Below are 23800 nucleotides of genomic sequence, written 5' to 3'. Positions count from 1 at the left end.
ATAGGAAGGATTTAACTTTTAACATAAAAAAACACATACCGCTAGGATACATGTTTTAAAAAAATATTTTTTTATCACGTTCTTCTTTTAAAATTTCAACTGCTTCTCGGAAACGTTGTGAATGGACAATTTCTCGTTCGCGTAAAAAGCGTAGGCTGTCATTTATATCTGGATCATCTGATAAGTTAATGAGCCATTGATATGTTGCGCGTGCTTTTTCTTCAGCTGCAATATCCTCGTATAGATCGGCAATTGGATCACCTTTAGCCTGTATATAGGTTGCAGTAAATGGAACACCAGCAGCGTTATGGTAATGAAGAGCGCTGTCATGGTCGACGTAATGAGGGTCAAGACCAGCTGCCTTCATCTGTTCAGGAGTCGCATCTTTCGTCAGCTTATAAACCATCGTAGCAATCATTTCAAGGTGAGCAAATTCTTCTGTGCCAATATCAGTAAGAAGGCCAATGACTTTATCAGGAATTGTATAACGTTGATTTAAGTAACGTAGTGCAGCAGCTAACTCGCCATCTGCACCGCCGTATTGCTCAATTAATAATTTTGCAAGTGCTGGATTGCAAGTTCCCACTTTAACTGGGTATTGTAATTTCTTTTCATAAATCCACATAGTTTCTCTCCTTTATATTTGCCATGGCCAAGGACCTTTGCTCCATTCCCAAGGGGCATTAGAATAGCTGTTTCCAAACTGTTGGAGTGGTCCGTATTTTTCTTCCATCTTTTGTTTTAATACTCTCCGTTTATAGGAAAAATCATTAAATTGATTAATCGCAGCGGTGTCATCTGGATGTGTATCTAAATAAAGAGTGAGTTCAACTAGTACAAAGTCCAGTTCTTGAAGCTCCAGTAAAAGCTGATAGTATTCTTCTGGTAGCGATTGAGTCACGTCAGTAGTCACCGCCCTTTTTTATAAGGATTTTCATAATAGTCATAAAAAACAGGCCATAAAGTCCCTTTTTGTAGTGCTTCTTTTGGCGTGAATTGCGGTAAGTTTGGCGGTTGAAAGCCTAAAAATAAATTAGGAGGAGTAGAATAATATTTTTTTCCGATAGGAGGACAAGGATCGAGAGGACTATGATAGGGCACGAATGATCTCATATATTTATTCACGAATAAACCTCCTTAAATGTTCATTACTACGTATTGTATTCAGACATAATAGGCCTTTATGACACATATAAAAAAGTAATAAGTGCAGGGGGAATGAATGTGGAGAATGTAAAAAATTTAATTGTGTTAGAAGTAAAGAACTTAAAGGAAACTCTGTATTTTTACGAAGGAATTTTAGGAATAACACCTAGTTCAGAAAGACCACAATTAGATATTACAGGTGTTTGGTATGATGCCGATTCAACGAGAATTAGTTTTGTTATGAATCGCATGTTAGGAGGAAGAGAGAAGAGTGTTACGAATTCATGCGATGGTTTAACATTTTCGATTTCTAACATAGAGAAGTTAAAAAAGAAGCTAGCGTTTTATGAAATTTTATATACGGAAAACAAAAGTGAGAAGAGTATTGTAGTACAAGACCCAGATGGATACAAACTTCAAGTGATAGAGAAGGCCGAATAAAAGGAGGGGATTTAGTGGAGAGAAATTATGAAGAAAGTGCGTTGTTTGAGCATCAATTTTGGCTAAAGGTGCTTACTGATCATTCGCAATTTTTACTTGATGCATTAGCTCCGAAGGAAAAAGAGGATATAAAGAAGGCCGCTTATTTTCTTGAAACATTTACGAATCTTTTAAATAAAGTACATAATGTGAATCTCATTACATTTTCAAAAGAGGCAGAACGAGCCGCAAAGGAAATAAGAATGTTTAAATTAAGTATTATACAGAAACAACTCGAGGGAAAAATCACTATTCATTTTACGCCAACTTTCATCAATCATATGGTAAACGAAGTAGAAGAGTATATAACAGTGTTAGAATTTTTAAAGAAAGGAGAAGTTCCGCCTGTTTTTCATGAATTACATTATCACCTCGTTTGGTTAACAGATGCGGCTGGTCATGCAGGATCTATTTCTGGTGGACTAGATCTTGTTGAAAAAAGATTAAAAGAGAAAAGTGAAGAATTCACGAAGCACTTTGAAAAATTTTACTTAAAGGCAGTTGAGATGACAGGGTATTTACGGACAGAGCTTCATCATTTTCCTGCATTAAAGAAGTTTACAAAAGATGTTTCACTTGAGTTAAAATTATTTTCACATTTTCTCCATGAAGTTGAAGAGCTAGAGTTATCGAATGAAATATTAAGTACATTATCTGCTAGAATGGCGGATCATATGGCAAGAGAAGAATGTTATTACTTATTAAAATTAGCGCAATCATCTGGACTTGAGATACCAAAATGTAATCCGCTTTAAAGAAAAAAGAGGCCAATTTTATTTGGCCTCTTTTTCTGTTTTATTTTCTCTTTTTATTTTCGCTTGTTCAATACTTGCCTGTAATGTCTCCATAATATTGATGATGTTTGGAGTTGGAGAGATTGTTTCGGTTTTTTCCTGTTGTTCAATTTTGTTTTCGATTAGTTCGGTAAGTGCTTCTTTATACTCATCTGTATACATTTCTTGTTCAAAAGGATTTGTAAGGTGGTGGATTAAATTAATTGCTGCTGTGAGTTCTTGTTTTTGAATAGGATAATTTTCATTACTTGGTAAGTTAGGTGTATTTGTTATATCGCGAATTTCATTAGGATAGTGAATAGTTTGTAACATAAGCCCATCTTCAAAGTTACGGATAATAGCTAAATGTTGTTTTTTTCTAATAGAAATATGAATAAGCCCAAGTTTATTTGTACGTTCAAGAGCCTCTTTTAATAATAAATATGATTTTTCATGTCCTGGGGTAGGGCCTATAAAATAAGAACGGTCATAAAGAACAGAATCGATTTCGTTATTTTGGACAAAAGATATAATACGAATGGAGCGTGGTTCGTGAGCTTTTTGTAATTCAGCCAATTCTTTTTCATCTATAATAATGTATTTATGAGGTGCGTATTCATAGGCTTTTACAATATCTGTATCATCGATTTCTTCATCCGTGCAATCGGGAGCAAATTTTTTATATTTAATAGGTGTTAAGCATTCTTTATGGAGACTTAAAAATTTTATATCGTTTTCTTCTACAGCACTATATAGTTTAATTCCTATATTTAATAATCCAAGTGAGAGTGCACCTTTCCATACGGTATGCAAATGAAGTCTCTCCTTTCCTTACAAATGATTATGTATATTATGAGATAGTAAGAAATTTCCTATACGTTTATTTGCTTTTTTAGTGAAGAGTAAGCGGGAGAACCTGAGATATAAAATATATTGACAAGCCCTTCGAAATATTTTAATGTGAGTGTATAAAATTGTCTATAAAGGGGAGTAACTTATTACAGTAAAGTCGTCATTACAGGGAGAAACCCTCGGCTTTATTGGCAACGTTCCGTTGTTAGTGAGACCTTTACCAGCAATGGTAAAGGCCCCTTATTGTCTTTTTTAGGACCCTTACCATGTTTGGTAGGGTCCTTTTTGTATACAAAGAGAGGAGATATAAAAATGAAAAAACTTATTAGTAGATTAAGAGTTGTATTTCATGTTCGCCGATTTGTTCCATTTCTATTTGACTTTTTCACTTCAAAAGAGGTTTCAATAAAGAAGAAAATTTTATCTATTGCGTTTTTAGTTGGTTATGTTGCGATGCCGCTCGATTTAATTCCAGACTTCTTACCGTTTATCGGTATTTTAGATGATATTGGAATTGTGTTATTTATTTTGAACCGAATTGTAAAAATGGCGCCAGTTCAATTACAAGAAAAGCATAACGTAAACGTAGGATAGGAGTTAAAAATATGGAGCAAATTATTTTAGATATAATCGAGTTTTTAAAGCAGTTTTCTTATTTTGGAGTTGTGTTAGCATTAACGTTTGAATTTATTCCAGCAGAAGTAGTTTTGCCCATGGTTGGTTATTGGGTGTACGAGGGAGATATGAATTTTTGGCTTGCTGTACTAGCCGGAACCCTCGGCGGAACGACAGGACCTTTAACGTTATATGCACTCGGTTATTACGGCGGTCGTCCTCTATTAATAAAATATGGGAAATACTTCTTCATTAAAGAAGAACAAATTCAAAAAGCAGATGATTTCTTTGAGAAATATGGACCGGTTGTAGCATTTGTTGGACGCTTTGTGCCAGGAGTTCGAACGCTTATTTCTGTTCCGTGTGGTATGGCGAAAATGAACATATGGAAATTTAGTATATATACATTTGTAGCAATGTTCCCATTAACGACTTTATATGTTTATTTTGGAATGAAATTAGGTCCTCATTGGGAAAAAGCAGCGGACGTTGTTGGGCAATATATGCTACCGATATTAGGAGGCGTTATTCTTATCGTTGCTAGTATCTTTGTCTATAAATATATGAAGAAAAGAAATAAAACGGAATCTATCTAGTCATTTGAATATTTTTTGAAAATAGATGAATAGTACAGGCAAAAGACTCTGAGGGACATACACATATAGGGAATATAAAAGAGAGAGGGGAAACAACTATGTCTTGTGAGTGCTCAGGGTCAGCATTAACTTGTTGTCCAGATAAAAATTATGTGCAAGATAAAGTGTGTAGTCCGTGGTCTGCTACTGTAGTTGCAACAGCAATTGATAATGTTCTCTATACAAATAATATTAACCAAAACGTAGTTGGTACTGGTTTTGTTAAATATGATGTTGGACCAGGCCCAATTACTGTAGAGGTACTTGATTCTGCTGGGGGTACAATTGATACACAAACATTAAACCCAGGAACGAGTATTGCTTTTACGTATCGCCGCTTTGATAGTATACAAGTTGTGTTACCTGCAACACCTGCTGGAACGTATCAGGGAGAATTTTGTATTACAACACGTTATCCACTTTCATAGCAGAATAGGAGAGGTTCAAAATGGGAATGAGAAGTTCCAGTTTGTCTTGTTGTTCTAATAAAACACTTGTGCAAGACCAAGTATGTACAGACTGGTCTATTACAGGTGCTGGTACTCAAATTGTATATACAAATAATATCACGCAAGAAGTATATGGTTCAGGTTACGTGAAATACGATGTGGGAGCCAACCCGATTACAGTTGATTTTTTAGTAGGGGCAACAGTAGTTGATACAATTACTGTACAACCACAAAGTAGTGGTACTTTCACTGTCCGATATTTTACTACTGTCCGAATTACTACGACAGGAACGACTGTTAATCAAGGTGAGTTTTGTATTACAGTACGTTATCCAATCTCATAAAAAGCATACCGTGAACGGTATGCTTTTTTTTGAGAAAGTAATGAAATTGGTATTCTATAAGCAACATGTAAATTCGCAACAGTACTTGCCTTCTAAATATAGTGAAGGATTACTTGTTATATTGATAATACTGACTGACTGTAAGTTTTTTCCTGTGTACGATATTGTATTACCAGGAAACACAGTGAAAATATTGGTTGCGGCTCCAACGATTTGAATTGTAATTGATTCTGTGCTGCTAGTACTATTGTAAACCGAAACAGTACCTGATATAAGTAGTATCCCATCACTTTGCCACAGTATCATTGATTGTGATGCATCTTTGGTAGAAGGAATGGTGTTATTAGTTATAAGGAAATTCCCTGCAAATTCATTTGTTACTCGCTCGCAATTTGGATTTGGAGGAGGGGGCGGTGGACAAGGGGCTGGACAAATAATAGATAAAGGAGCGAAACAGCCGATATTTTTTTTATTCTTCAATACAACCCCTCCTTTTAAGTGGTCTTTTACTACTATTAAATGTAAAAGCATGGCCGATGTGTTAAAAAAAGAAGGAAATATTAAAAATTAAGATTGTCTAATAGGCTTAAACCTTAACTTATCATTAGTGTTATAGAAAAGATTATATGTGAATAGTCATAGGAAAAGAATGATCAGACTCTTTTAGACAAAAGGTGGTTGTATACAATAGTACGAGGAATGTTGGACTTAATTTCTAATTAACTGTATATTTACAAAAATCTAATAAAGTTCATTTGTTATTTAAACGACATTAACATGTATTAGATAAAATAGCCCTTGTAATGAATCAATTATTATGAGGAGGATTCACGTGGAAAGAATTGCTTTACGAAAAGTAAAAGGTCTTATTGGATTATTGATGGTTTTTGTATTAGCATTTGTATCATTTCCGTGGAGTACATCAGTCAAAGCGGAAGAGAAAAAGCAAGAAAAGGCACCAAGTGAGAAGAAAATAGTTTTCCCCGTTGTAAGTGATGTTCATATTAAAAATAGTGGAACAGATGATATGTTTCGCTGGAAACGAGCAATTGAGCAATTTAATTCAATCGCACCAAAGCAAGATGCTTTTGTTATTGTAGGTGATTTTACTGATTCAGGGTCTGTGCAGCAATATGATCGTTTCATGCAAGTGTATAATGACAATGCAAATAAAGATGCGGTACGAATGAATTCTCTAGGTAATCATGATTATTGGAACGGTTTATCAGTAGAGGGAGCACAGAAGCGTTTCTTAGAAAAAACAGGAATGGAATCAATTTATTATCATAAAGTGGTAAAAGGGTATCATTTTATCGTAATGTCTCCAGAAAATGAAACGACACATGGGTATTATTCGGACAAACAAATTAATTGGTTAAAAGAAGAAATGGCAAAGGCGCAAAAAGATGATCCAGAAAAACCGATTTTTGTATTTTTACATCAACATATTAAAGATACAGTGTACGGTAGCCAAGAATGGGGAACAAAGGATAGTGCAAAAATTAATGCAGTATTAAAAGAATATCCACAAGTCATTACGTTTTCAGGTCATTCACATTATCCATTAGACGATCCAAGATCGATTCATCAAAAGGACTTTACATCTGTTGGTACCTCTTCTGTAAGCTATATGGAGGTAGAGGGTGGCAAAGTGCAAGGGAATATTCCTTCAGAATCGCGTGCATTAAGCCAAGGTTTATTAGTAGAAGTAGACGATAAAGAAGTAACGATTAATCGACGCGATTTCCATACGAATTCTTGGACAGGCGAGCCATGGAAAATTCAGTTGCCATCAAAGAAAGAAACTTTTACACATGTAGAAGATCGTGATAAAGAAAAGCCATCTTTTGCAAAAGATGCAAAGTTATCAGTATCGAATGTAACAGAAAATGCAGCAACAGTAACATTCATGTAAGCATTGGACAACCTTCTTGTTCATTCTTATCGCGTACAAGCTAGAGATAAGCAAACTGGAGAAATAAAAAATAAATTACTAGCATTTTCAGAGTTTTATCGTGACCCAGTGCCGAAAGAACTGACATTTACACTTGCAGGATTAGATGGCGGGAGAACATATACGTTTGAAGTAGTCGCGATTGATTCATTTGGTAATGAAAGTGTGCAACCGTTAACGGCAGAAATTACTACGAAAAAAGATAACATTGATCCGAATGTGAAAGTACCAAAGGCTGATATTTTTGATGTGAATTTCTCAGATGGTACATTTAAAGACAATTCACCATTTGGTACAAAAGGTGAATTGAAGGGTAATGTGACTATTGAATATGATAAAGCATTGAAAAAGAATGTTATGAAGTTAAATGGAAAAGCTAATACATTTGGATATATTCCATTTTCAGCAGCACAAAAAGAGAAAATAGCAAATACGTTTACGTTAGAAACTGTGTTTTCAATGAATGAAATTCGCGGACAAGGTATTTTGCAAAATACAGAGAGCGGCGGAATTGGTTTTGAGTCTACAGGAAGTGGATATGTTGAATTATGGGCTCACATTGGCGGTAGCTACAAACGTGTTGGCGTTCAATTGGAAGCGAACAAAACGTATCATTTAACAGGAACATATAACGGAAGCGAAGTGGCAATTTACGTAGATGGTAAAAAAGTAAATAGTCAGTTAGCTCAAGGGAAAGTTTATAACCCGAACGTACCATTTGCATTTGGAGCGGATCCTGATAGCAATGGAAATGGCGGCATTCCATTAAACGGTCAAATCGCGCTTGCAAAATTATATAGTAAAGCGTTAAGTTCTTCAGAAGTATTAGCAGCGTACAATGAATTTTCTAACCGTACGAAGTTAGAGCAAGTCAACGCATTATATGAGGAGCTAGGAAAAGTAAAGGAAGTGTTAGATGGTACGTATGAGTTTGGTGGTAAGCCAGGTCAATATTCAAAGGAAGCATTTCAAGAACTAGAAAAAAGCTATAACACTGCTAAGCAAGCATTTGAAAATGTAGGAAGTACTGGGGAACAAATTATTCAAACATATAACGAATTAAAAACAGCTAATGTAACATTCGTACAATCAAAAGTGGCAGAAGAACAACCAAAAACACCGAAAGAAAAATTACAGATCAATATTGAATCTGCAAAAGCAGTAGTGAAGAAAGCGCAAGCTGTAAATGTAACAGATGGTTCAGTGAAATCATTGCAACAAAAAATTACAGTTGCAGAAGCTGTATTAAAAGATGCGAAGGTAAAAGATGCACAGGTAGAAACGATGAATCGTACATTAGAATATGCGATTTCACTCGTTGAAAAAAGTATGAACAAATAAGAGAGAAGAAAAGAAGCTTATCATGATAGGCTTCTTTTTTGTTATACTAAAAGTAGCATAGAAAGAAGGAGCGAATAATTTGGAACAGAAAAAGCTAAAAAGAATTCTTGAATATGTATGGATCGCGGTTGTGCTCCTTGTAGGATATTATTTCTTAAAAGAGAAAAGTATTTGGGTTTTATTTTTAATGACTTTCTTATTAGCAGGACTAGGAACGTTATTTATTAACTTTTTCTTTGATAGTTTGAATGCCTGGAAGAATAAAAAGAAGGGAACGAAGTAAAGGAGGGAATATATGCAAAAGTGGAAGCTCATATATCAAGTAATCATTTTCATAGTGCTTGTAGGTATTGGCGTTTTTAAATATTCTACACCAATAGGAAATTGGGCGTGGTTTACAGCTTGCATCGGCATATTTTTCATTTTACAATCGTTAACGAAAAAATATAATTGTACAGAAAGATAGCTCGCCGCTAAAACGGCGAGCTATTTTGTTATGCTTTTTTCTGTTCATCATTCGTTTTTTCGGTAGCTAAATGGCTATGCTTTCTAGAGTAGAAGAAATAGAAGCATAAACCGACTATAAGCCAAGCTATAAAGCTAATCCATGTCGTTTTAGATAAATTAGCCATCAAATATAAACAGCAAAGAATCGCGACAACTGGTAATACAGGTACGAAAGGTGTACGGAATCCACGTTTTAAATCAGGATGTGTTTTTCGTAAAATAAGTACCGCGCAGCAAACGAATGTAAAGGCTGTTAACGTACCGATGTTTACTAAATTTGCTAGCAAATGTAAATCTAAAAGTCCTGCTAATAAAGCGGCAATAACGCCAGTAATCCACGTATTTAATAAAGGGATTTTTACTCTTTTATTTACACGTGCTAACGCTTTTGGAAGTAGACCGTCACGGCTCATCGCATACGAAACTCGAACTTGTCCATACATAACGACTAAGAGAACGGTTGTCATTCCAGTCATCGCTCCAACAGCGAGTAGTCCTGCAATTGCATCCTCACCAACGAAATGCAATGCAAATGCAACTGGATCAGAAACGTCTAATTGCGTATAAGGAACCATACCTGTTAAAACGAAAGATACGATCATATATAAAACAGTACAAATAAGAAGAGAACCGATAATACCAATTGGTAAGTCACGCTGCGGTTTTTTCGTTTCTTCTGCAGCGGTTGCGATTGCATCAAAACCTAAAAAGGCGAAGAATACAGTGGCAGCTCCGGTAATAATACCGTCGTATCCGAATGGAATGAACGGTGTCCAGTTTTCAGGTTTTACATATTTTGCGCCTGCTACGATAAAGGCAATGATAACAGCTAGTTTAATAAGAACCATAATATTATTAATGCGTGCACTTTCACGTATACCAAAACTTAAAAGACCAGTAATAAGAAGTAAAATGCAGACAGCTGGTAAATCGATGAGACCACCTTTTCCTACGCCGGGGGCCGAGGCGATTATGGCGGGTAGGTGTATATTGAACCCTTGTAGTAATGATTGCAAATAACCAGACCAACCGACAGCTACTGCTGCAACGGCAAGTAAATATTCGAGCATTAAACACCATCCGACGATGAAGGCGACGACTTCTCCGACTGTCATGTATGCGTAAGTATACACACTTCCTGAGACAGGAATAGAAGAAGCAAATTCAGCATAACAAAAGGCTACACAAGCACAAGTAAATGCAGCAATAAGGAATGATAGCATAATACCAGGACCAGAATGTTTTGCTGCAACAATACCTGTTAATACAAAGATCCCTGTCCCAATTACGGCGCCGATCCCTAAAAACGTTAAATCGAGTGCAGTTAATGTTCTATCTAGCTGCTTTGGTGATTCAGTACTAAGCGCTTTTTTTCGTAATAATGACTTCACTTTGGACTCTCCCCCCGTTTTTTCATTTCCATAACTGCGACTATAGTATGAGCCCATTAAAAAAGAGTATGTAAGGAAATGGAGGTACAGTTATGGTATGTAGTTTTTTAAAATTGCTGGATTAATCTTAATATAATTCAGAATATTTTGTCAAATAAAAATATGAAAAATAAAATTCGGATCAATAGGGGAAACTACTTGCAGAAATGAACGGGGGTTAACGACCCACTGATTAAAGTTAAAGTAGGAGCAGATGCTATGTTATTTTATTTTGAACTTGTCGTCATTTTACTTTGTACGAAATTAGCTGGTGACATTAGCGTGAGACTTGGTCAGCCTTCTGTACTTGGTAAGTTAATTGTCGGTATTATTATCGGTCCAGCTGTACTCGGTATTATTAATAGTTCTGAACTAATTGATGAACTGAGTGAGATTGGTGTTTTGTTACTTATGTTTATGGCGGGACTTGAAACAGATTTAGAAGAGTTAAATCGGAATTTGAAATCGTCATTTGCAGTAGCGGCTGGTGGAATTATTTTTCCTTTCATCGGTGGTTATGTAACAGGATTGCTGTTTGGATTAATGCAGTCCCATGCCATTTTTTTAGGATTATTACTTTGCGCAACATCGGTTAGTATTACGGTGCAGACGCTACGTGATTTAGGAAAAATGAATACGAGAGAAAGTACAACAATTTTAGGTGCTGCCGTATTTGATGATGTCATTGTCGTTATTTTATTGGCATTTGTAATGAGTTTTTTAGGAACACAAGATGTAAATATAACACTTGTCATTGCAAAGAAAATTATTTTCTTTGTAAGTATTGTTTTTATTGCTTGGAAAGTCGTTCCTTGGATTATGAAAATGCTTGTCCCGCTTCGTGTAACAGAAGCGTTAATTAGCGCGGCTCTTATTATTTGCTTCTCTTTTTCTTATTACAGTGAAATGATGGGAATTGCAGGCATTATTGGAGCATTTGCAGCAGGAATTGCTATTTCTCAAACAGAGTATAAGCATGAAGTGGAACATAAAATTGAACCGATTGCTTATGCAATATTTGTTCCAGTATTCTTCGTAAGTATCGGAATGGAAATTACATTTCAAGGCATTGGAAGCCAGCTTTGGTTCATTATTATTATGACCCTCATTGCGATTTTCACAAAGTTAATTGGATCAGGGTTAGGAGCGAGATTGACAGGTTTTAATCTCCAATCTTCTATTAGTATTGGCGCGGGGATGGTATCACGTGGTGAAGTAGCACTTATCATCGCAGCAAATGGACTTACGGCGAATTTATTAGCGAAAGAAAATTTCACAGCGATTGTTATTGTGGTTATATTGACGACGATTATTACACCGCCACTTTTGAAGAAATATTTTGTATAGAGAGGAAGGGCTTATCTGATGTAGGTAAGCTCTTTTTTTATTCCAAAAAGCAATGGTCATATAGCATGAAGGGTTTGTAATTATGGTAAAATCTATGTATGTGATATGACAAGGAGAGGGAAGTGTGAAGATTACGAAGGAGAAGGTTATCGGTGTAATCGTACTTATTGCAGTATGTATACCATTTACTGCATGGAAAGAATCAAAAGTGAAAGATTTTCCGGTTTCTATTTTTTCGGAAGAAGCAGATGGTGAGTACGGTCAGAAGCTGAAATATACTGCTTTTTTACCTGATGTTGCGATTTGGATGAACGGTTGGAAAGAGAAGTGGACAGAAGGAGAAAGAACTGTTTATCAAAAAGGGAATCGCATTGTAAATGTGTTTCATCCTCCTGGCGATGATGGTTTTTACCTTCTTGAAGCAAGAGAAAATAAGTGAACGCAACCGTAAGAAGTGGAGGTTAAATAGTGAAAGCTTCAACATTACTATTTAAAATTGAAAGTAATATGGATCAATTTTCACCAGCTGAAAAGAAGGTTGCCATGTACATAATGGAGAATGCAGAGATTGTTCCGAACTTAACGACGAAAGAAGTGTCAACGAATGCAGGCGCAAGTGAGGCGAGTGTCGTTCGTTTTTGTAAGTCGATTGGGATCGGAAGTTTTAAAGCATTTAAGATAGCACTCGTTCGTGAATTAACGATTGCTGATTATAATATTAACGATTTTTCAGTGATGAATACGGAAGATGGACCGTACGATTTGTTTAATAAAGTCACTTATGTGAATAAAGCTGCAATTGAGGCGAGCGTTACTGCGATAGATAAGAAGGAACTTGAGAAAGCTGCAGATCGTATTGTCAATGCGGGTAAAATTATATTTTACGGCGTAGGTGGATCAGCTACGCCAGCAATGGATGGGGCGTATAAATTTACACGGCTTGGATTTACAGCGATGATGCTATCTGATTTTCATATGATGTTGCCGCTTGTGACGAATTTAAAAGAAGGCGATATATTTGTTGCGATTTCAACATCTGGTCGAACGAGAGATGTGCTTGAAATGGCGCAGTATGCAAAGAGACAAGGTGCAACTGTTATTGGAATTACGAAGCTAGATCAATCATCCCCCTTATATAAAGAAGCGGACATTCGTCTTTGTATGCCAGATGTAGAACAAGATCATCGTATTGCAAGTATTGCGTCGAGAATGACGCAACTGAATATGATTGATGCTTTATATGTGATTACTTTCAACCGAATTGGTAATAAAGTATTGGATCAATTTATGGAGACGCGAGAAGAAGCGTTGCGGTTACGGAAGTTAAAGTAGAAGAAAAGATGAGGAGACTCATCTTTTTTATTATCTTTGACACAAATATGTCATGTTGTGAAATTTTATTTCATAAAATAAGAAAGGGATATTGATTTTTAGTTTCTTAAAGTTATAATAAAAGTGTGAAATATAATTTCAAAGAGGGTGGCAATATGTTAGAAAATTTATCGACAGAACATCGTAATGAGAAAACAATGAATTTGGATGAGATGAGCATAAAAGAAGTGTTGCAAAGTATGAATGAAGAAGATCGAACTGTTGCGTTAGCAGTTGAAAAAGAGATAGAACAAATTGAAAAGGTTGTACAGACTGTTATTAAATCTTTTGAAGAAGAGGGACGTTTAATTTACATTGGTGCTGGTACGAGTGGTCGTTTAGGTATTCTAGATGCAGTGGAATGTCCGCCGACATTTGGCACGGATGATAAAATGGTGCAAGGATTTATAGCAGGTGGATTGAAAGCGTTTACTAAAGCGGTGGAAGGTGCCGAAGATCGCGAAGAGTTAGCAGAAGAAGATTTAAAAAGTATTGGATTAAATGAGAAAGATACAGTGATTGGAATTGCTGCAAGTGGCAGAACTCCTTACGTAATTGGCGGCTTGAAATACGCACAGAGTGTAGGAGCGAGTACAGCGAGTATTTCTTGTAATAAAAATGCTGAAATAAGTAAATATGCAAAGTTAAATGTGGAAGTAGAGACAGGTGCAGAAATATTAACAGGATCAACGCGTTTAAAAGCTGGTACAGCACAAAAATTAGTGTTGAATATGATTTCAACAGCTTCGATGATTGGTGTAGGAAAAGTATATAAAAACTTAATGGTAGATGTTCAATCCACAAATGAAAAGTTAGTAGAACGGTCAAAACGAATTATTGTGGAAGCAACAGGCGCTAGTTATGAAGTAGCGGCAGAGTATTATGAAAAGGCAGAACGTAACGTAAAAGCTGCCATTGTTATGGTGTTGTTGCAGTGTGAATATGGGGAAGCACTGGAGAAACTAAAATACGCTAAAGGGTTTGTGAAGAAAGCACTATAAAATAATAGGGAGGGGGATTCTATTATGAAGAAAGAAGAGAGAATGGCCAAGGAAATTTCGGAGCAACTTGGAGGAATAAAAAATATTCGTAGTATTGCTCATTGTATGACGAGACTACGATTAACGCTTCATGATGAAAGTAAAGTAAATATGGACCTTTTAAAAAAAGTTGAAGGCGTTATGGGTGTTATAGAAGATGAGACGCTTCAAGTTGTCGTTGGTCCAGGAACAGTAAATAAAGTAGCAGCTGAAATGGAAGGCTTAACAGGACTACGAATTGGTGAGGTAGCAGATCATCACCTTGAAGATATTGGGCAAGAGATGAAATCAGAGATTAAGAAGAAAAATAATACACCGGTGAAAAACTTTTTACGAAAAATAGGAAGTATTTTCATTCCGTTAATTCCAGGACTTGTTGCGTCAGGAATTATAAACGGGGTTGCTAACTTTGCGAAAAACGCTGGTGCTGATCCAAATGCAACGTGGTTACAAATGTTACTACTCATTGGCGGCGGTATCTTTACATTCTTAGGAATTTTAGTCGGTTGGAATACAGCGAAAGAGTTCGGCGGGACACCGGTTCTTGGGGCAATTGCTGGCATTTTAATTTTCAACCCAGCGATGGCAAACGTAAAATTGTTTGGTGAAGCATTAGTGCCCGGACGTGGCGGATTGTTCGCAGTTATTTTTGCAGCATGGCTTATGGTTGTAGTGGAAAGACAAGTTCGAAAAGCAGTGCCGAATGCAGTTGATATTATCGTGACACCACTCATTACTGTATTAGTTGTAAGTATTGTAACAATGTTAGCCATTCAGCCATTAGCAGGTTTCTTATCAGATGGTATTACGAGCGGAATTAATGCGATTTTAAATATTGGCGGAGCATTTGCTGGCGCAGTACTTGCGGGAACATTTTTACCTCTCGTTATGGTCGGATTGCATCACGGTTTAACACCAATTCATATGGAATTTATTAATCAAACACACGTAACACCTTTATTACCAGTACTCGCAATGGCTGGTGCTGGCCAAGTGGGCGCAGCAATTGCGATTTATGTGAAAACAAAAAACAAACGACTTCGAAATGTAATTAAAGGTGGATTGCCAGTTGGCTTTTTAGGAATTGGTGAGCCGCTATTATACGGGGTTACATTACCACTTGGGAAACCGTTTATTACTGCTTGTTTAGGAGCGGCTGTCGGTGGTGCATTCCAAGCAGTTATGCAAACAGCTTCTCTTGGAATTGGCGTATCAGGGCTATCTTTAATTCCGTTAATTGCTGACAATAAATATTTACTATATTTCTTAGGTTTAGTAATTGCATATGCTTTCGGATTTATCTTTACGTACTTCTTCGGATTTAAAGAAGAAATGGCAGAAAACATATAGAGAAAGGGATTCCTTTCTCTTTTTCTATTAATAGAGAGGGAGATTTATATGATCGGAGTTTCCATTTATCTTTCAAAAGAACGAGTAGAGAAACAAGAAGAGTGGCTAAAAGTAGCGAAGGAACATGGGTTTACATCTATTTTTACATCACTGCACATTCCAGAAGATGATCCAAATACGTATAAAGAGTTAATTCAAATATTAGGGAAACAAGCTTTTGCACATGAAATGGAGCTAATGGTTGATGTTTCTCCAAAATCGTTACACCATTTAGGGCTAACATATGAAAATGTGGAAGAGCTATTGGACTGGGGTATTACCGGTTTAAGAATGGATTACGGCATTGCGCCAAAAGAAATTGCAAGCGTATCTCATAAGATGAAAGTAGCTTTAAATGCGAGTACGATTACAAAGTCATTTTGGAAAGAATTACTTACAGAACATATAAGAGTAGAGAATGTAGAAGCATGGCATAATTTTTACCCGCGCCCAGAGACAGGACTAGCAAAGTCCTTCTTACAAAAACAAAATCAATATTTACAGAAGTGCGGAATAAAGACAATGGCATTTATTCCAGGAGATGGTGAAAAACGTGGTCCGTTATATGAAGGGTTACCAACGTTAGAAAAACATCGCAATATGCGCCCGCTTGAAGCGTACGTAGAACTTGTTCAAGATTGTGGTGTTGATAAAGTGTTGATTGGAGATATAAGCGCGAGTTTGGAAAGTATGCAAGAAGTAGCTAGTGCAAGTAGAGGGATTATTCCATTGCGTTACAAATCATTTATAACTGATAAAGAAGTATTAAAAGTGGTGGAGCAAGTGCATACAAATAGACTAGATCCGGCTCGTGATGTTATTCGATCTGTAGAATCAAGGGAAGGAAATAGAGTGGTTTTACAGCCGATGCATACAATTGTAAGAAAGAAAGGCAGCATTACAATTGATAATGAATTGTACGGTAGATATGCAGGGGAGATGCAAGTTGCTACACATGATTTACCTGTAGATGAGAAAGTGAATGTTGTGGGAATGGTTGTGGAAGAGGACGTGTCTTTACTGCCTTATATTGGCGCTGGAAAAATGTTTCAACTTTTTCTATGCGATAGAATAAAAGCTTGAATTAGCGCTATTTTGTAGGAAAACATTATCCGTAAAACGGATAATGTTTTTTGTTTTCTTTAAAAAAGTATTTGACGAATGAAATAAAATACCGTATTGTTTTGACTTGTAAATAAAAGTTCACCATAACAAAACAAAAAGGAGAGTTCAAAATGAATCAATATATTGGGAATTTAATTATTCGTATCGTGTTAGGAGTTACGTTCTTTGCACACGGTTTAGCAAAGTTTCAATCAGGTATCGATAATGTAGCAGGATGGTTTACAAGCATCGGTTTACCAGGTGGCCTTGCATACGGCGTAGCAACTGTAGAATTAGTTGGTGGTATATTATTAATTATCGGTTTAGGTGTACGATATGTAGGATTGTTATTCGCTCTTATTTTAGCTGGAGCTATCGTAAAGGTAAATGGAGCAGCAGGTTTATTAGGAGATGGAAAGAATCCAGGATATGAATTAGATCTTGCATTATTATCAATGGGTGCGTATTTATTCGTAGTAAAAGCAGAAGGATATGTAGATCGTTTCTTAAAAGAGAAAGTAATGAAAACGAAGTAAATTTTATTTATAAATTGTTGACTTGAAGAATTATTGTAACTATAATGATTACAACTAATGAATTACGAATGAAACAATTTAAATATTTTTTTACACAAGGTGTAACTACATTGGTTACGTCTTGTGTAAAAATAAATAAACGGGAGGAAGTAATATGCCTAAATCAAATTTAGAAATTATTCAAAGCACGTATGAAGGATCAGCTTCTTCGAATGCAAAGCATTTAGCAGAAGCCTTCTCTGAAAAAGTGGAATGGACAGAGGCAGAAGGTTTCCCATACGGCGGAACATATAAAGGCGTAGAAGCTATAATGGAAAATGTATTTAGCCGTTTAGGATCAGACTGGGATGATTATAAAGCAAGTGTAAATACATATCATGAGGTAGACGGAAAAGATGTAATTATTGCAGAAGGTATGTATTCTGGAGTTTATAAAGAAACAGGAAAATCATTTGAAGCAGAATTTGTTCATGTATGGCAGCTTGAAGATGGAAAAATCGTGAAGTTTAAGCAATATGTAGATAGTCATATTGTTAGGGAAGCGATGAAGAGCTAATGCTTTTTAAATGGATTGTAGGTATATGTATTACCATTATGGTAATCATCTCTTCTATAGTTGGCGGAAAGAAATTGCTTGCATATGTGGAAAAAGAAAATACAAATATTCAAACCGAGCGAGCGGCAAACGAAAAAGAGAAAAAAGCTGCAGAAGAAGCCCCGCAAATTAGTGAAGGTGAAATTATTTCTACCATGCATAAAATGGTGCACCAAAAGGTAAAATCCTCTGAAAAATGGGGATTTGTAGAGATGACAAAAAAGGAAATTTCTAATGTAAAAAGAGATATTGAAAATAGTACAGGTTTTCAATATAAAATGAAGTTATTTTCTATTATAAATAGATGGGAAAAAGGAGATTTTTCTCAAACTGTTGAGGAGCATAACTTTTTATGGAGCCTTCAAGGTGGAGATACTGGCAAGGCGACGGAACGTTTATCGCCAGAAGAGGAAAAGCAGTATATAAAAGAAATGAAGAGTAAATAAAAACATCGCCAACCCAGATGACGATGTTTTTTCATTAAGGATGTTTTCGCATTAAAGGTCTAACAGGCTGAACAGCGACAGTTTTGAAATGAGAAAATAAATAACATCCTGTTACAACGACAATTGTTCCTAAAATTTGTATCCACGTTAATTCTTCTCCGAGGAATATGAATGCTAAAATGGCTGTGAAAATTGGATTGAAGTTTAGAAAAATACCTGATGTAGTTGCGCCTAATTTTTGTACGCCAATATTCCAAAATACCATACAAAGAACTGTCGAAATAAGCCCAGTATATAAAAGTGATGTGATGAAAGAAGTATTTATATTTGAAACAGTGAAGCTACCTATGTTAAACGGTAGTAATAAAATAACGCCGAAAATACCAGAGTACAACGTTGCCATAAGTGGTGTAGTTGTTTTTGTTGCCCATTTACTACAAACAGAATAGATTCCCCAAATACAAACTGCTGCAATCATCCATAAATCGCCACTATTAAAATGTAGTGAAAATAAAAGCGAGAAATCACCTTTTAATAGGACGAGGATAACCCCGAAGAATGAAAGAATCATGGATAGGATTTGGAGTGTATTTACTTTTTCTTTTAGAAATAATACTGAAAATAATGCAATTGAAATTGCATTCAAAGTAGAGATAAGACCTACATTCGTAGCGGATGTTTTTTCTAATGCTAAAAATTGAAAGATGTTAAAAAGAGCGACCCCTGAAATTCCCATCAATATTAACGGAAGTATTGCGGTACGTGGTGGAAGGATTTTCTTTTCTTTAAACCATACCATTGGTAATAAACAAACAATCGCAATCATCCATCTTAAATTTGTCAGTGTCATCGGCGATGCATGATCGACGAGTGATTTTCCAACGACAAAATTTCCTCCCCATAATAAGCTCGTTAGTAATAGTAAAAAGACGTAAAAATAAGGCATGCTAAAATCCCCTTTTTTGTAATCAATACGAATTGTAAATAATTTTAGCATTTTTCTTTATTGTGTAATATATTCTTTTGTATAATAATGAAAACTCGATAAAATCTTTAGTTATGAATGGTATTTACGGAATGATATTCAGTTTTGTGTAAGGTATAAGGTGTTTTTTCGAATAATCATCGGTAAGAAAAAAGGGGGAATTGTAATGGAGTCGTCTGTTATTAAAGTGTTGGATGATTTGGATGTACAAATTTTAGATATATTGCAGAAGGAGTCACAAGTAAGTAATGCAGAGCTGGCACGTCGCGTTAATTTATCACCGGCTGCGATGCATGCAAGAATAAAAAGATTGGATGGGGAAGGTTTCATCGATAAGCAAGTCGCGATTTTAAATCAAGAAAAGCTTGGGTTTGATTTATTATGTTTTATTTTTATGAGTACGAATATTCATCAATTTGACAAGTTGGAAGTGTTGGAGAAAGAATTAGAATCGATGCCGGAAGTGTTAGAATGTCACTGTTTAACAGGAGAGTACGATTATTTATTAAAGGTTGCAAATCGTGATCGTAAAGAACTAGAGCAGTTTATTAGAAAGCTGAATAAGCTTGGTATTACAAGGATACAGACAAGTTTAGCACTTCGTGAAATTAAATATTCGACAGTATTGCCGATACGAAATGAGGAACCGAGCATCGATTAGATTGCTTGGTTTTTTGTTTGTATAAATTGATTGACGAGGAGAAAAGAGAGATGTATTATTATATAAAATTATGAATTAAAATTCATTTTAAGTTATAAATATTAATATCGAGGGCAAGGGGATGTAATATGAAAATCTGTAATGCGGTGACGAGTGATGTGAAAGAAATTTATAGTCTTATTGAGGTTTATGCAAAAGAGGGAGTTGTTTTACCACGTTCTCTTTTGTCTCTTTATCAATATTTGCAATGTTTATATGTTATGAAAGAGGACGAGAAAATTGTTGGAGTTGCTGGATTGCATGTATTGGGGGAAGATCTTGCAGAAATACGATCGTTAGTAGTTTCGCATACATATGCAGGAAAAGGGATAGGGCGTATGTTAGTGAACCATGTAATAAATGAAGCAGCGAAAATAAAAGTGAATAGAGTCATTTCTTTAACATATGAAACGGAATTTTTTCAAAAGTGCGGGTTTGATTTTGTGAATAGAGAGGCGTTACCAGAGAAAGTATGGATTGATTGTAGACATTGTCCAAAGGTTGATTATTGTGATGAAGTGGCGATGGTTCGGTATGTTGGATGAAGTAAAAGGAAAAAAGAGCAGCTAGCAAAAGCTAACTGCTCCATTCAAGGGATCTCTCCAAGGGGGAGTGGAGAAAATATTATGTTACTAGCATTATTGACAGATTATTAGGAAATATACAAATCGGATGAAAGAAATTTTATTTAAAATTTCGGTATTGACAGTTTTTAAAATGTTCATGTACAATACATATGAATGACATTCAGTCATTTTTATATGGCAGGATGCAGTTAGCTTAGAAATGGAACAAATACAATGATAAATGAGGATGATATTTGTTTTTATATAGTATTGATGAAAGAGTATATTTTTTTAAAATAAAAATGACTGATAGTCAGTCATAAGAGGTGAGAGGTATGAAAAATAGAGCTTGGTTATATGTCATATTAACATGTATCTTTGAAATTTTTTGGGTGTTTGGTTTTAATACGGCTAATACTTGGTGGCATTGGATTATTATTTTAGGAGTTATCGCTGTTGATTTTCACTTCCTTTCTAAAGCGTGTGAACATCTTGCAACAGGAACTGTATATGCTATTTTCGCCGGAGCTGGTACGGTAGGTACTTTCTTAATGGATGTATTTCTTTTCGGTGGAAGTTTCAGCGCAGGGAAACTATTCTTCATTCTTATGGTAGTAGCCGGTGTTATCGGTTTAAAGTTAGCTGACAATAAAGAAGAAACTGTGGAAGGAGCTGCTTAAAAATGGGTTGGTTTTTCGTATTTTGTGCTGCAATTAGTGAAATAGTCGGTGTGATAGGACTTAAAATGTATAGTAAAGATAAGACATTAGCCAATGGTGCGATTTATATAGGTGGGTTTGCTACATCCTTCGCATTTTTGTATACTTCCTTCTTATTTTTACAAGTAAGTGTCGCGTATGCGGTTTGGATTGGTATCGGAACAGCAGGTGCAGTTTTGTTAAACATGTTCTTGTTTGGTGAGTCGAAAAGTAAAGCGCGTATCATTAGTGTGTTTCTTATTGTATGTGGAGTGACAGGATTAAAGGCACTTTCTTAAAGATATATTGTATTTTTATCTCCTAATTGTTTATTAGGAGATTTTATTATAAAAAAATGATTTCCTCTTAGAGTTCACTATCATTGACAGTACAATCGATTATCTTATAAAATGAGTGACAGTCATTCAATATGAGTGTGAAAGGGTTTAGATGATGAATAAAAAAGAGAAAATTGTCTATGCAGCTATTGAAGTGTTTCAGGAAAAGGGCGTCGAAAAAACGAAGATTTCTGATATCGTGAAATTAGCTGGCATTGCGCAAGGAACTTTCTATTTATATTTTCCTTCTAAGCTATCTGTTATGCCTGCAATAGCAGAAGTGATGGTTGAAAAGATGATACTTGCAGTGAAAGAAAAAGTACAAAAAGATGTACCTTTTTCAAATAAAGTGGCACAAGTAATCGATGCGGTGTTTCACTTTATAGAGGAATATCGTGAAATACAAGCTTTAATGTATGCAGGTCTTGCATCTACGGAACATATAAAAGAATGGGAAGCTGTGTATGAGCCTCTTTATATGTGGCTAAGTGAATTTTTAAGTGGGGCGAAAGAAGCCGGTGAAATTCGTGATTCGGTTCACGCAGAGCGAACAGCGAAGTTATTTATTGCTCTTGTTGAATCAGCAGCGGAACAAGTTTATTTATATGATCATAAAGATGATGAGCAGGTCGAGCTACAAAAGGCAGAAGTACTAGATTTTTTAACACATGCACTACATATAAAGAAATAGTGAGATGAACCTGTCTGAAAAGGTAGGTTTATTTTTGAGGGGAAATGAATGATAGTCATTCACCTAATATTTATGTATGTGTGGAAGGATAGAGTGAAATTCTAATGAGTGGAGGCATCTCTACTCATGATTAGCCCACAAATAGCAGGATAAAGAAAAAGCTTCTTGGGCATTATTTTTTGAGAGGAGCTTACGGGAAGAGGTGTTAAAAGTGAAGAAACCGATAAAAGAACAAAAGATGGTATTAGTCATTCTTTTGAGTAATATATTTATCGCTTTTTTAGGGATTGGATTAATCATTCCGGTTATGCCGTCCTTTATGAATGACATGCATTTAACAGGGAAGACGATGGGATATCTCGTTGCAGTATTTGCAATGGCCCAGCTCATTACTTCACCTATTACAGGCCGATGGGTTGACCTTTACGGTAGGAAGAAAATGATCATCATTGGCTTATTTATTTTTGGTGTTTCAGAACTTCTTTTTGGATTAGGAAAAGATGTATGGATGCTTTATGTAGCAAGGGTATTAGGCGGAATTAGTGCTGCGTTTATTATGCCTGGTGTTACGGCATATGTTGCGGATATTACATCTATTCAGGAACGTCCAAAGGCGATGGGATACTTATCTGCAGCGATTAGTACTGGATTCATTATAGGGCCTGGAATCGGCGGATTTATTGCAGAATACGGTATACGTGTGCCGTTTTTCGTTGCAGCAGCAATTGCCTTTATAGCATGTGTGATTTCGATCTTTATTTTAAAAGAACCGTTAACGAAAGAAGAACTTGCAGAGATTTCTTCTAATACGAAGGAATCAAGTTTTATTGGTGATTTAAAAAAATCATTACATCCAATGTATGCAATTGCATTTATTATTGTATTTGTACTCGCATTCGGATTATCAGCGTATGAAACAGTGTTTAGCTTGTTCTCTGATCATAAATTTGGTTTCTCGCCGAAAGATATTGCAGCCATTATTACAATTAGTTCAATCTTTGGGGTAGTTGTACAGGTATTTATGTTTGGCAAATTGGTAGACATGTTCGGTGAGAAAGTATTAATCCAAATATGTTTAATTGTAGGGGCAGTATTAGCATTCGTCTCGACTGTAGTCTTTAATTATTGGATTGTACTTCTCGTTACTTGCTTCATTTTCTTAGCATTTGATTTACTTCGTCCAGCTTTAACGACGTTTTTATCAAAAGCAGCCGGAAAAGAGCAAGGATTCGTCGCTGGTATGAACTCGACTTATACGAGTTTAGGAAATATCGCAGGACCAGCGATGGGCGGAATATTATTTGATATGAATATTCATTATCCATATGCATTTTCAGGCGTTGTTTTAATAGTTGGTCTCGGCATTACATTTATGTGGAGAGAGAAACAGTTGGCTGAAAGTTTTGCGAAGTAATAAAACCCCTTACGACGTGAAGTGAATCCCGAAAACGGGACACCAATCAAAACA

General features: G+C 35.7%; 31 protein-coding genes and 1 pseudogene. 25 read left to right on the top strand and 7 right to left on the bottom strand.

The genetic code is table 11. The features are described from left to right. Positions 1–55 precede the first annotated feature (55 nt). From cotJC to N2V92_RS03370, 3 genes are read right to left on the bottom strand one after another with little or no spacing between them, the layout of a single operon-like run. Positions 56–625 carry a spore coat protein CotJC gene (gene cotJC / locus N2V92_RS03380; RefSeq protein ID WP_000265275.1) on the bottom strand — a complete coding sequence of 190 codons (570 nt, stop codon included), beginning with the start codon at positions 623–625 and terminating at the stop codon, positions 56–58. A gap of 12 nt (positions 626–637) precedes the next feature. Beyond that, entirely contained in the window at positions 638–901 is a 264-nt protein-coding gene (locus tag N2V92_RS03375; protein WP_000194492.1) for a spore coat protein CotJB, read from the bottom strand. Positions 902–909: 8 nt separating this feature from the next. Further along, the gene (locus tag N2V92_RS03370; protein WP_001046257.1) at positions 910–1125 is read right to left on the bottom strand and encodes a spore coat associated protein CotJA; all 216 of its coding nucleotides are present in this window, start codon (positions 1123–1125) and stop codon (positions 910–912) included. Between the two features lie 93 nt (positions 1126–1218). Here N2V92_RS03370 and N2V92_RS03365 point away from each other — a divergent pair, with 93 nt between their 5' ends. After that, positions 1219–1587, top strand: a complete 369-nt coding sequence (locus N2V92_RS03365) for a VOC family protein (protein ID WP_003276813.1) — start codon at positions 1219–1221, stop codon at positions 1585–1587. A 14-nt stretch (positions 1588–1601) separates the two neighbouring features. Beyond that, a complete protein-coding gene (locus tag N2V92_RS03360) occupies positions 1602–2381 on the top strand; it encodes a DUF2935 domain-containing protein (RefSeq protein WP_000440984.1) in 780 nt (259 codons plus the stop codon). Positions 2382–2399: 18 nt separating this feature from the next. Here the strand turns inward: N2V92_RS03360 and ku are convergent, their stop codons facing one another. Continuing rightward, a complete protein-coding gene (gene ku / locus N2V92_RS03355; RefSeq protein ID WP_000557750.1) occupies positions 2400–3212 on the bottom strand; it encodes a non-homologous end joining protein Ku in 813 nt (270 codons plus the stop codon). Between the two features lie 351 nt (positions 3213–3563). On the opposite strand from ku, the gene N2V92_RS03350 reads away from it, so the two are divergent. The 4 genes from N2V92_RS03350 to N2V92_RS03335 all read left to right on the top strand — a co-directional run bounded on the left by N2V92_RS03350 (position 3564) and on the right by N2V92_RS03335 (position 5294). After that, the gene (locus tag N2V92_RS03350) at positions 3564–3845 is read left to right on the top strand and encodes a YkvA family protein (RefSeq protein ID WP_000733844.1); all 282 of its coding nucleotides are present in this window, start codon (positions 3564–3566) and stop codon (positions 3843–3845) included. Between the two features lie 11 nt (positions 3846–3856). Further along, a complete protein-coding gene (locus tag N2V92_RS03345; protein WP_000435017.1) occupies positions 3857–4462 on the top strand; it encodes a DedA family protein in 606 nt (201 codons plus the stop codon). Between the two features lie 98 nt (positions 4463–4560). After that, complete coding sequence (locus N2V92_RS03340) at positions 4561–4929, top strand: DUF3992 domain-containing protein (RefSeq protein WP_001277542.1); 369 nt, start codon at positions 4561–4563, stop codon at positions 4927–4929. A gap of 20 nt (positions 4930–4949) precedes the next feature. Beyond that, positions 4950–5294 (top strand): DUF3992 domain-containing protein, encoded by a 345-nt coding sequence (locus N2V92_RS03335; protein ID WP_000525819.1) that lies wholly within the window; start codon positions 4950–4952, stop codon positions 5292–5294. A 54-nt stretch (positions 5295–5348) separates the two neighbouring features. Here the strand turns inward: N2V92_RS03335 and N2V92_RS03330 are convergent, their stop codons facing one another. Then, complete coding sequence (locus N2V92_RS03330) at positions 5349–5729, bottom strand: S-Ena type endospore appendage (RefSeq protein WP_229172956.1); 381 nt, start codon at positions 5727–5729, stop codon at positions 5349–5351. Between N2V92_RS03330 and N2V92_RS03325 the strand changes: the two genes are divergently transcribed. The 4 genes and pseudogenes from N2V92_RS03325 (at position 5617) to N2V92_RS03310 (ending at position 9055) form a co-directional block, all read left to right on the top strand. Beyond that, entirely contained in the window at positions 5617–5865 is a 249-nt protein-coding gene (locus N2V92_RS03325) for a hypothetical protein (RefSeq protein ID WP_003276823.1), read from the top strand. The genes N2V92_RS03330 and N2V92_RS03325 overlap by 113 nt on opposite strands. 261 nt (positions 5866–6126) lie before the next feature. Further along, positions 6127–8589 (top strand): annotated as a pseudogene (locus N2V92_RS03320) (LamG-like jellyroll fold domain-containing protein). A gap of 79 nt (positions 8590–8668) precedes the next feature. Then, complete coding sequence (locus tag N2V92_RS03315; RefSeq protein WP_000435797.1) at positions 8669–8872, top strand: hypothetical protein; 204 nt, start codon at positions 8669–8671, stop codon at positions 8870–8872. A gap of 12 nt (positions 8873–8884) precedes the next feature. Then, positions 8885–9055: a hypothetical protein gene (locus tag N2V92_RS03310; RefSeq protein ID WP_001174833.1), complete on the top strand. Its 171-nt coding sequence runs from the start codon at positions 8885–8887 to the stop codon at positions 9053–9055. Positions 9056–9083: 28 nt separating this feature from the next. On the opposite strand, the gene N2V92_RS03305 is transcribed toward N2V92_RS03310, so the two are convergent. After that, positions 9084–10544, bottom strand: a complete 1461-nt coding sequence (locus N2V92_RS03305; RefSeq protein WP_003276830.1) for an amino acid permease — start codon at positions 10542–10544, stop codon at positions 9084–9086. A 201-nt stretch (positions 10545–10745) separates the two neighbouring features. On the opposite strand from N2V92_RS03305, the gene N2V92_RS03300 reads away from it, so the two are divergent. From N2V92_RS03300 to N2V92_RS03260, 9 genes are all read left to right on the top strand, one after another. Then, positions 10746–11873: a cation:proton antiporter gene (locus tag N2V92_RS03300; protein WP_000899807.1), complete on the top strand. Its 1128-nt coding sequence runs from the start codon at positions 10746–10748 to the stop codon at positions 11871–11873. Positions 11874–11997: 124 nt separating this feature from the next. Further along, positions 11998–12312 (top strand): hypothetical protein, encoded by a 315-nt coding sequence (locus N2V92_RS03295; RefSeq protein ID WP_000704960.1) that lies wholly within the window; start codon positions 11998–12000, stop codon positions 12310–12312. Positions 12313–12341: 29 nt separating this feature from the next. Further along, entirely contained in the window at positions 12342–13205 is an 864-nt protein-coding gene (locus tag N2V92_RS03290; protein WP_000648168.1) for a MurR/RpiR family transcriptional regulator, read from the top strand. Between the two features lie 155 nt (positions 13206–13360). Continuing rightward, positions 13361–14245, top strand: a complete 885-nt coding sequence (murQ, locus tag N2V92_RS03285) for an N-acetylmuramic acid 6-phosphate etherase (RefSeq protein WP_000892345.1) — start codon at positions 13361–13363, stop codon at positions 14243–14245. Positions 14246–14269: 24 nt separating this feature from the next. After that, positions 14270–15634: a PTS transporter subunit EIIC gene (locus N2V92_RS03280; RefSeq protein ID WP_000711293.1), complete on the top strand. Its 1365-nt coding sequence runs from the start codon at positions 14270–14272 to the stop codon at positions 15632–15634. A gap of 48 nt (positions 15635–15682) precedes the next feature. Beyond that, entirely contained in the window at positions 15683–16756 is a 1074-nt protein-coding gene (locus N2V92_RS03275) for a DUF871 domain-containing protein (protein WP_016078084.1), read from the top strand. Between the two features lie 152 nt (positions 16757–16908). Further along, positions 16909–17313, top strand: a complete 405-nt coding sequence (locus N2V92_RS03270) for a DoxX family protein (protein WP_001077751.1) — start codon at positions 16909–16911, stop codon at positions 17311–17313. A gap of 154 nt (positions 17314–17467) precedes the next feature. Further along, positions 17468–17869, top strand: a complete 402-nt coding sequence (locus N2V92_RS03265; protein WP_001126695.1) for a nuclear transport factor 2 family protein — start codon at positions 17468–17470, stop codon at positions 17867–17869. Then, positions 17869–18354 carry a PRK06770 family protein gene (locus tag N2V92_RS03260; protein WP_000897996.1) on the top strand — a complete coding sequence of 162 codons (486 nt, stop codon included), beginning with the start codon at positions 17869–17871 and terminating at the stop codon, positions 18352–18354. The genes N2V92_RS03265 and N2V92_RS03260 overlap by 1 nt, the downstream gene beginning before the upstream one ends. Positions 18355–18388: 34 nt before the next feature. On the opposite strand, the gene N2V92_RS03255 is transcribed toward N2V92_RS03260, so the two are convergent. After that, complete coding sequence (locus N2V92_RS03255) at positions 18389–19300, bottom strand: DMT family transporter (protein ID WP_001146241.1); 912 nt, start codon at positions 19298–19300, stop codon at positions 18389–18391. Between the two features lie 205 nt (positions 19301–19505). Here N2V92_RS03255 and N2V92_RS03250 point away from each other — a divergent pair, with 205 nt between their 5' ends. The 6 genes from N2V92_RS03250 to N2V92_RS03225 all read left to right on the top strand — a co-directional run bounded on the left by N2V92_RS03250 (position 19506) and on the right by N2V92_RS03225 (position 23746). After that, positions 19506–20000, top strand: coding sequence for an Lrp/AsnC family transcriptional regulator (locus tag N2V92_RS03250; RefSeq protein WP_000446097.1), 495 nt, complete (start codon positions 19506–19508; stop codon positions 19998–20000). A gap of 128 nt (positions 20001–20128) precedes the next feature. Further along, positions 20129–20584 carry an N-acetyltransferase gene (locus N2V92_RS03245; protein WP_000686659.1) on the top strand — a complete coding sequence of 152 codons (456 nt, stop codon included), beginning with the start codon at positions 20129–20131 and terminating at the stop codon, positions 20582–20584. A 356-nt stretch (positions 20585–20940) separates the two neighbouring features. Next, complete coding sequence (locus N2V92_RS03240; protein ID WP_000796018.1) at positions 20941–21285, top strand: DMT family transporter; 345 nt, start codon at positions 20941–20943, stop codon at positions 21283–21285. 2 nt (positions 21286–21287) lie between these two features. Continuing rightward, on the top strand, positions 21288–21602 hold the full coding sequence (locus N2V92_RS03235) for a DMT family transporter (RefSeq protein ID WP_000539671.1): 315 nt from the start codon (positions 21288–21290) through the stop codon (positions 21600–21602). A gap of 151 nt (positions 21603–21753) precedes the next feature. Further along, positions 21754–22332, top strand: coding sequence for a TetR family transcriptional regulator (locus tag N2V92_RS03230; RefSeq protein ID WP_002162922.1), 579 nt, complete (start codon positions 21754–21756; stop codon positions 22330–22332). 211 nt (positions 22333–22543) lie between these two features. Continuing rightward, positions 22544–23746, top strand: a complete 1203-nt coding sequence (locus tag N2V92_RS03225; RefSeq protein ID WP_000742953.1) for an MFS transporter — start codon at positions 22544–22546, stop codon at positions 23744–23746. The last annotated feature ends 54 nt before the right edge of the window (positions 23747–23800 follow it).

It is taken from the genome of Bacillus sp. CH_48 (genome assembly GCF_038008465.1).
In the GTDB taxonomy this organism is placed as follows: domain Bacteria; phylum Bacillota; class Bacilli; order Bacillales; family Bacillaceae_G; genus Bacillus_A; species Bacillus_A thuringiensis_S.
This window is presented reverse-complemented; position numbering and strand designations above follow the sequence as displayed.

Coding starts and splice junctions, on each gene's coding strand:
- N2V92_RS03300 (WP_000899807.1), top strand. CDS start 10,746: ATGTTATTTTATTTTGAACTTGTCGTCATTTTACTTTGTACGAAATTA.
- N2V92_RS03275 (WP_016078084.1), top strand. CDS start 15,683: ATGATCGGAGTTTCCATTTATCTTTCAAAAGAACGAGTAGAGAAACAA.
- N2V92_RS03240 (WP_000796018.1), top strand. CDS start 20,941: ATGAAAAATAGAGCTTGGTTATATGTCATATTAACATGTATCTTTGAA.
- N2V92_RS03230 (WP_002162922.1), top strand. CDS start 21,754: ATGATGAATAAAAAAGAGAAAATTGTCTATGCAGCTATTGAAGTGTTT.
- N2V92_RS03280 (WP_000711293.1), top strand. CDS start 14,270: ATGAAGAAAGAAGAGAGAATGGCCAAGGAAATTTCGGAGCAACTTGGA.
- murQ (WP_000892345.1), top strand. CDS start 13,361: ATGTTAGAAAATTTATCGACAGAACATCGTAATGAGAAAACAATGAAT.
- N2V92_RS03250 (WP_000446097.1), top strand. CDS start 19,506: ATGGAGTCGTCTGTTATTAAAGTGTTGGATGATTTGGATGTACAAATT.
- N2V92_RS03310 (WP_001174833.1), top strand. CDS start 8,885: ATGCAAAAGTGGAAGCTCATATATCAAGTAATCATTTTCATAGTGCTT.
- N2V92_RS03365 (WP_003276813.1), top strand. CDS start 1,219: ATGAATGTGGAGAATGTAAAAAATTTAATTGTGTTAGAAGTAAAGAAC.
- N2V92_RS03265 (WP_001126695.1), top strand. CDS start 17,468: ATGCCTAAATCAAATTTAGAAATTATTCAAAGCACGTATGAAGGATCA.
- N2V92_RS03305 (WP_003276830.1), bottom strand. CDS start 10,544: ATGGGCTCATACTATAGTCGCAGTTATGGAAATGAAAAAACGGGGGGA.
- N2V92_RS03350 (WP_000733844.1), top strand. CDS start 3,564: ATGAAAAAACTTATTAGTAGATTAAGAGTTGTATTTCATGTTCGCCGA.
- N2V92_RS03345 (WP_000435017.1), top strand. CDS start 3,857: ATGGAGCAAATTATTTTAGATATAATCGAGTTTTTAAAGCAGTTTTCT.
- N2V92_RS03340 (WP_001277542.1), top strand. CDS start 4,561: ATGTCTTGTGAGTGCTCAGGGTCAGCATTAACTTGTTGTCCAGATAAA.
- N2V92_RS03335 (WP_000525819.1), top strand. CDS start 4,950: ATGGGAATGAGAAGTTCCAGTTTGTCTTGTTGTTCTAATAAAACACTT.
- N2V92_RS03260 (WP_000897996.1), top strand. CDS start 17,869: ATGCTTTTTAAATGGATTGTAGGTATATGTATTACCATTATGGTAATC.
- N2V92_RS03255 (WP_001146241.1), bottom strand. CDS start 19,300: ATGCCTTATTTTTACGTCTTTTTACTATTACTAACGAGCTTATTATGG.
- N2V92_RS03245 (WP_000686659.1), top strand. CDS start 20,129: ATGAAAATCTGTAATGCGGTGACGAGTGATGTGAAAGAAATTTATAGT.
- N2V92_RS03235 (WP_000539671.1), top strand. CDS start 21,288: ATGGGTTGGTTTTTCGTATTTTGTGCTGCAATTAGTGAAATAGTCGGT.
- N2V92_RS03270 (WP_001077751.1), top strand. CDS start 16,909: ATGAATCAATATATTGGGAATTTAATTATTCGTATCGTGTTAGGAGTT.
- cotJC (WP_000265275.1), bottom strand. CDS start 625: ATGTGGATTTATGAAAAGAAATTACAATACCCAGTTAAAGTGGGAACT.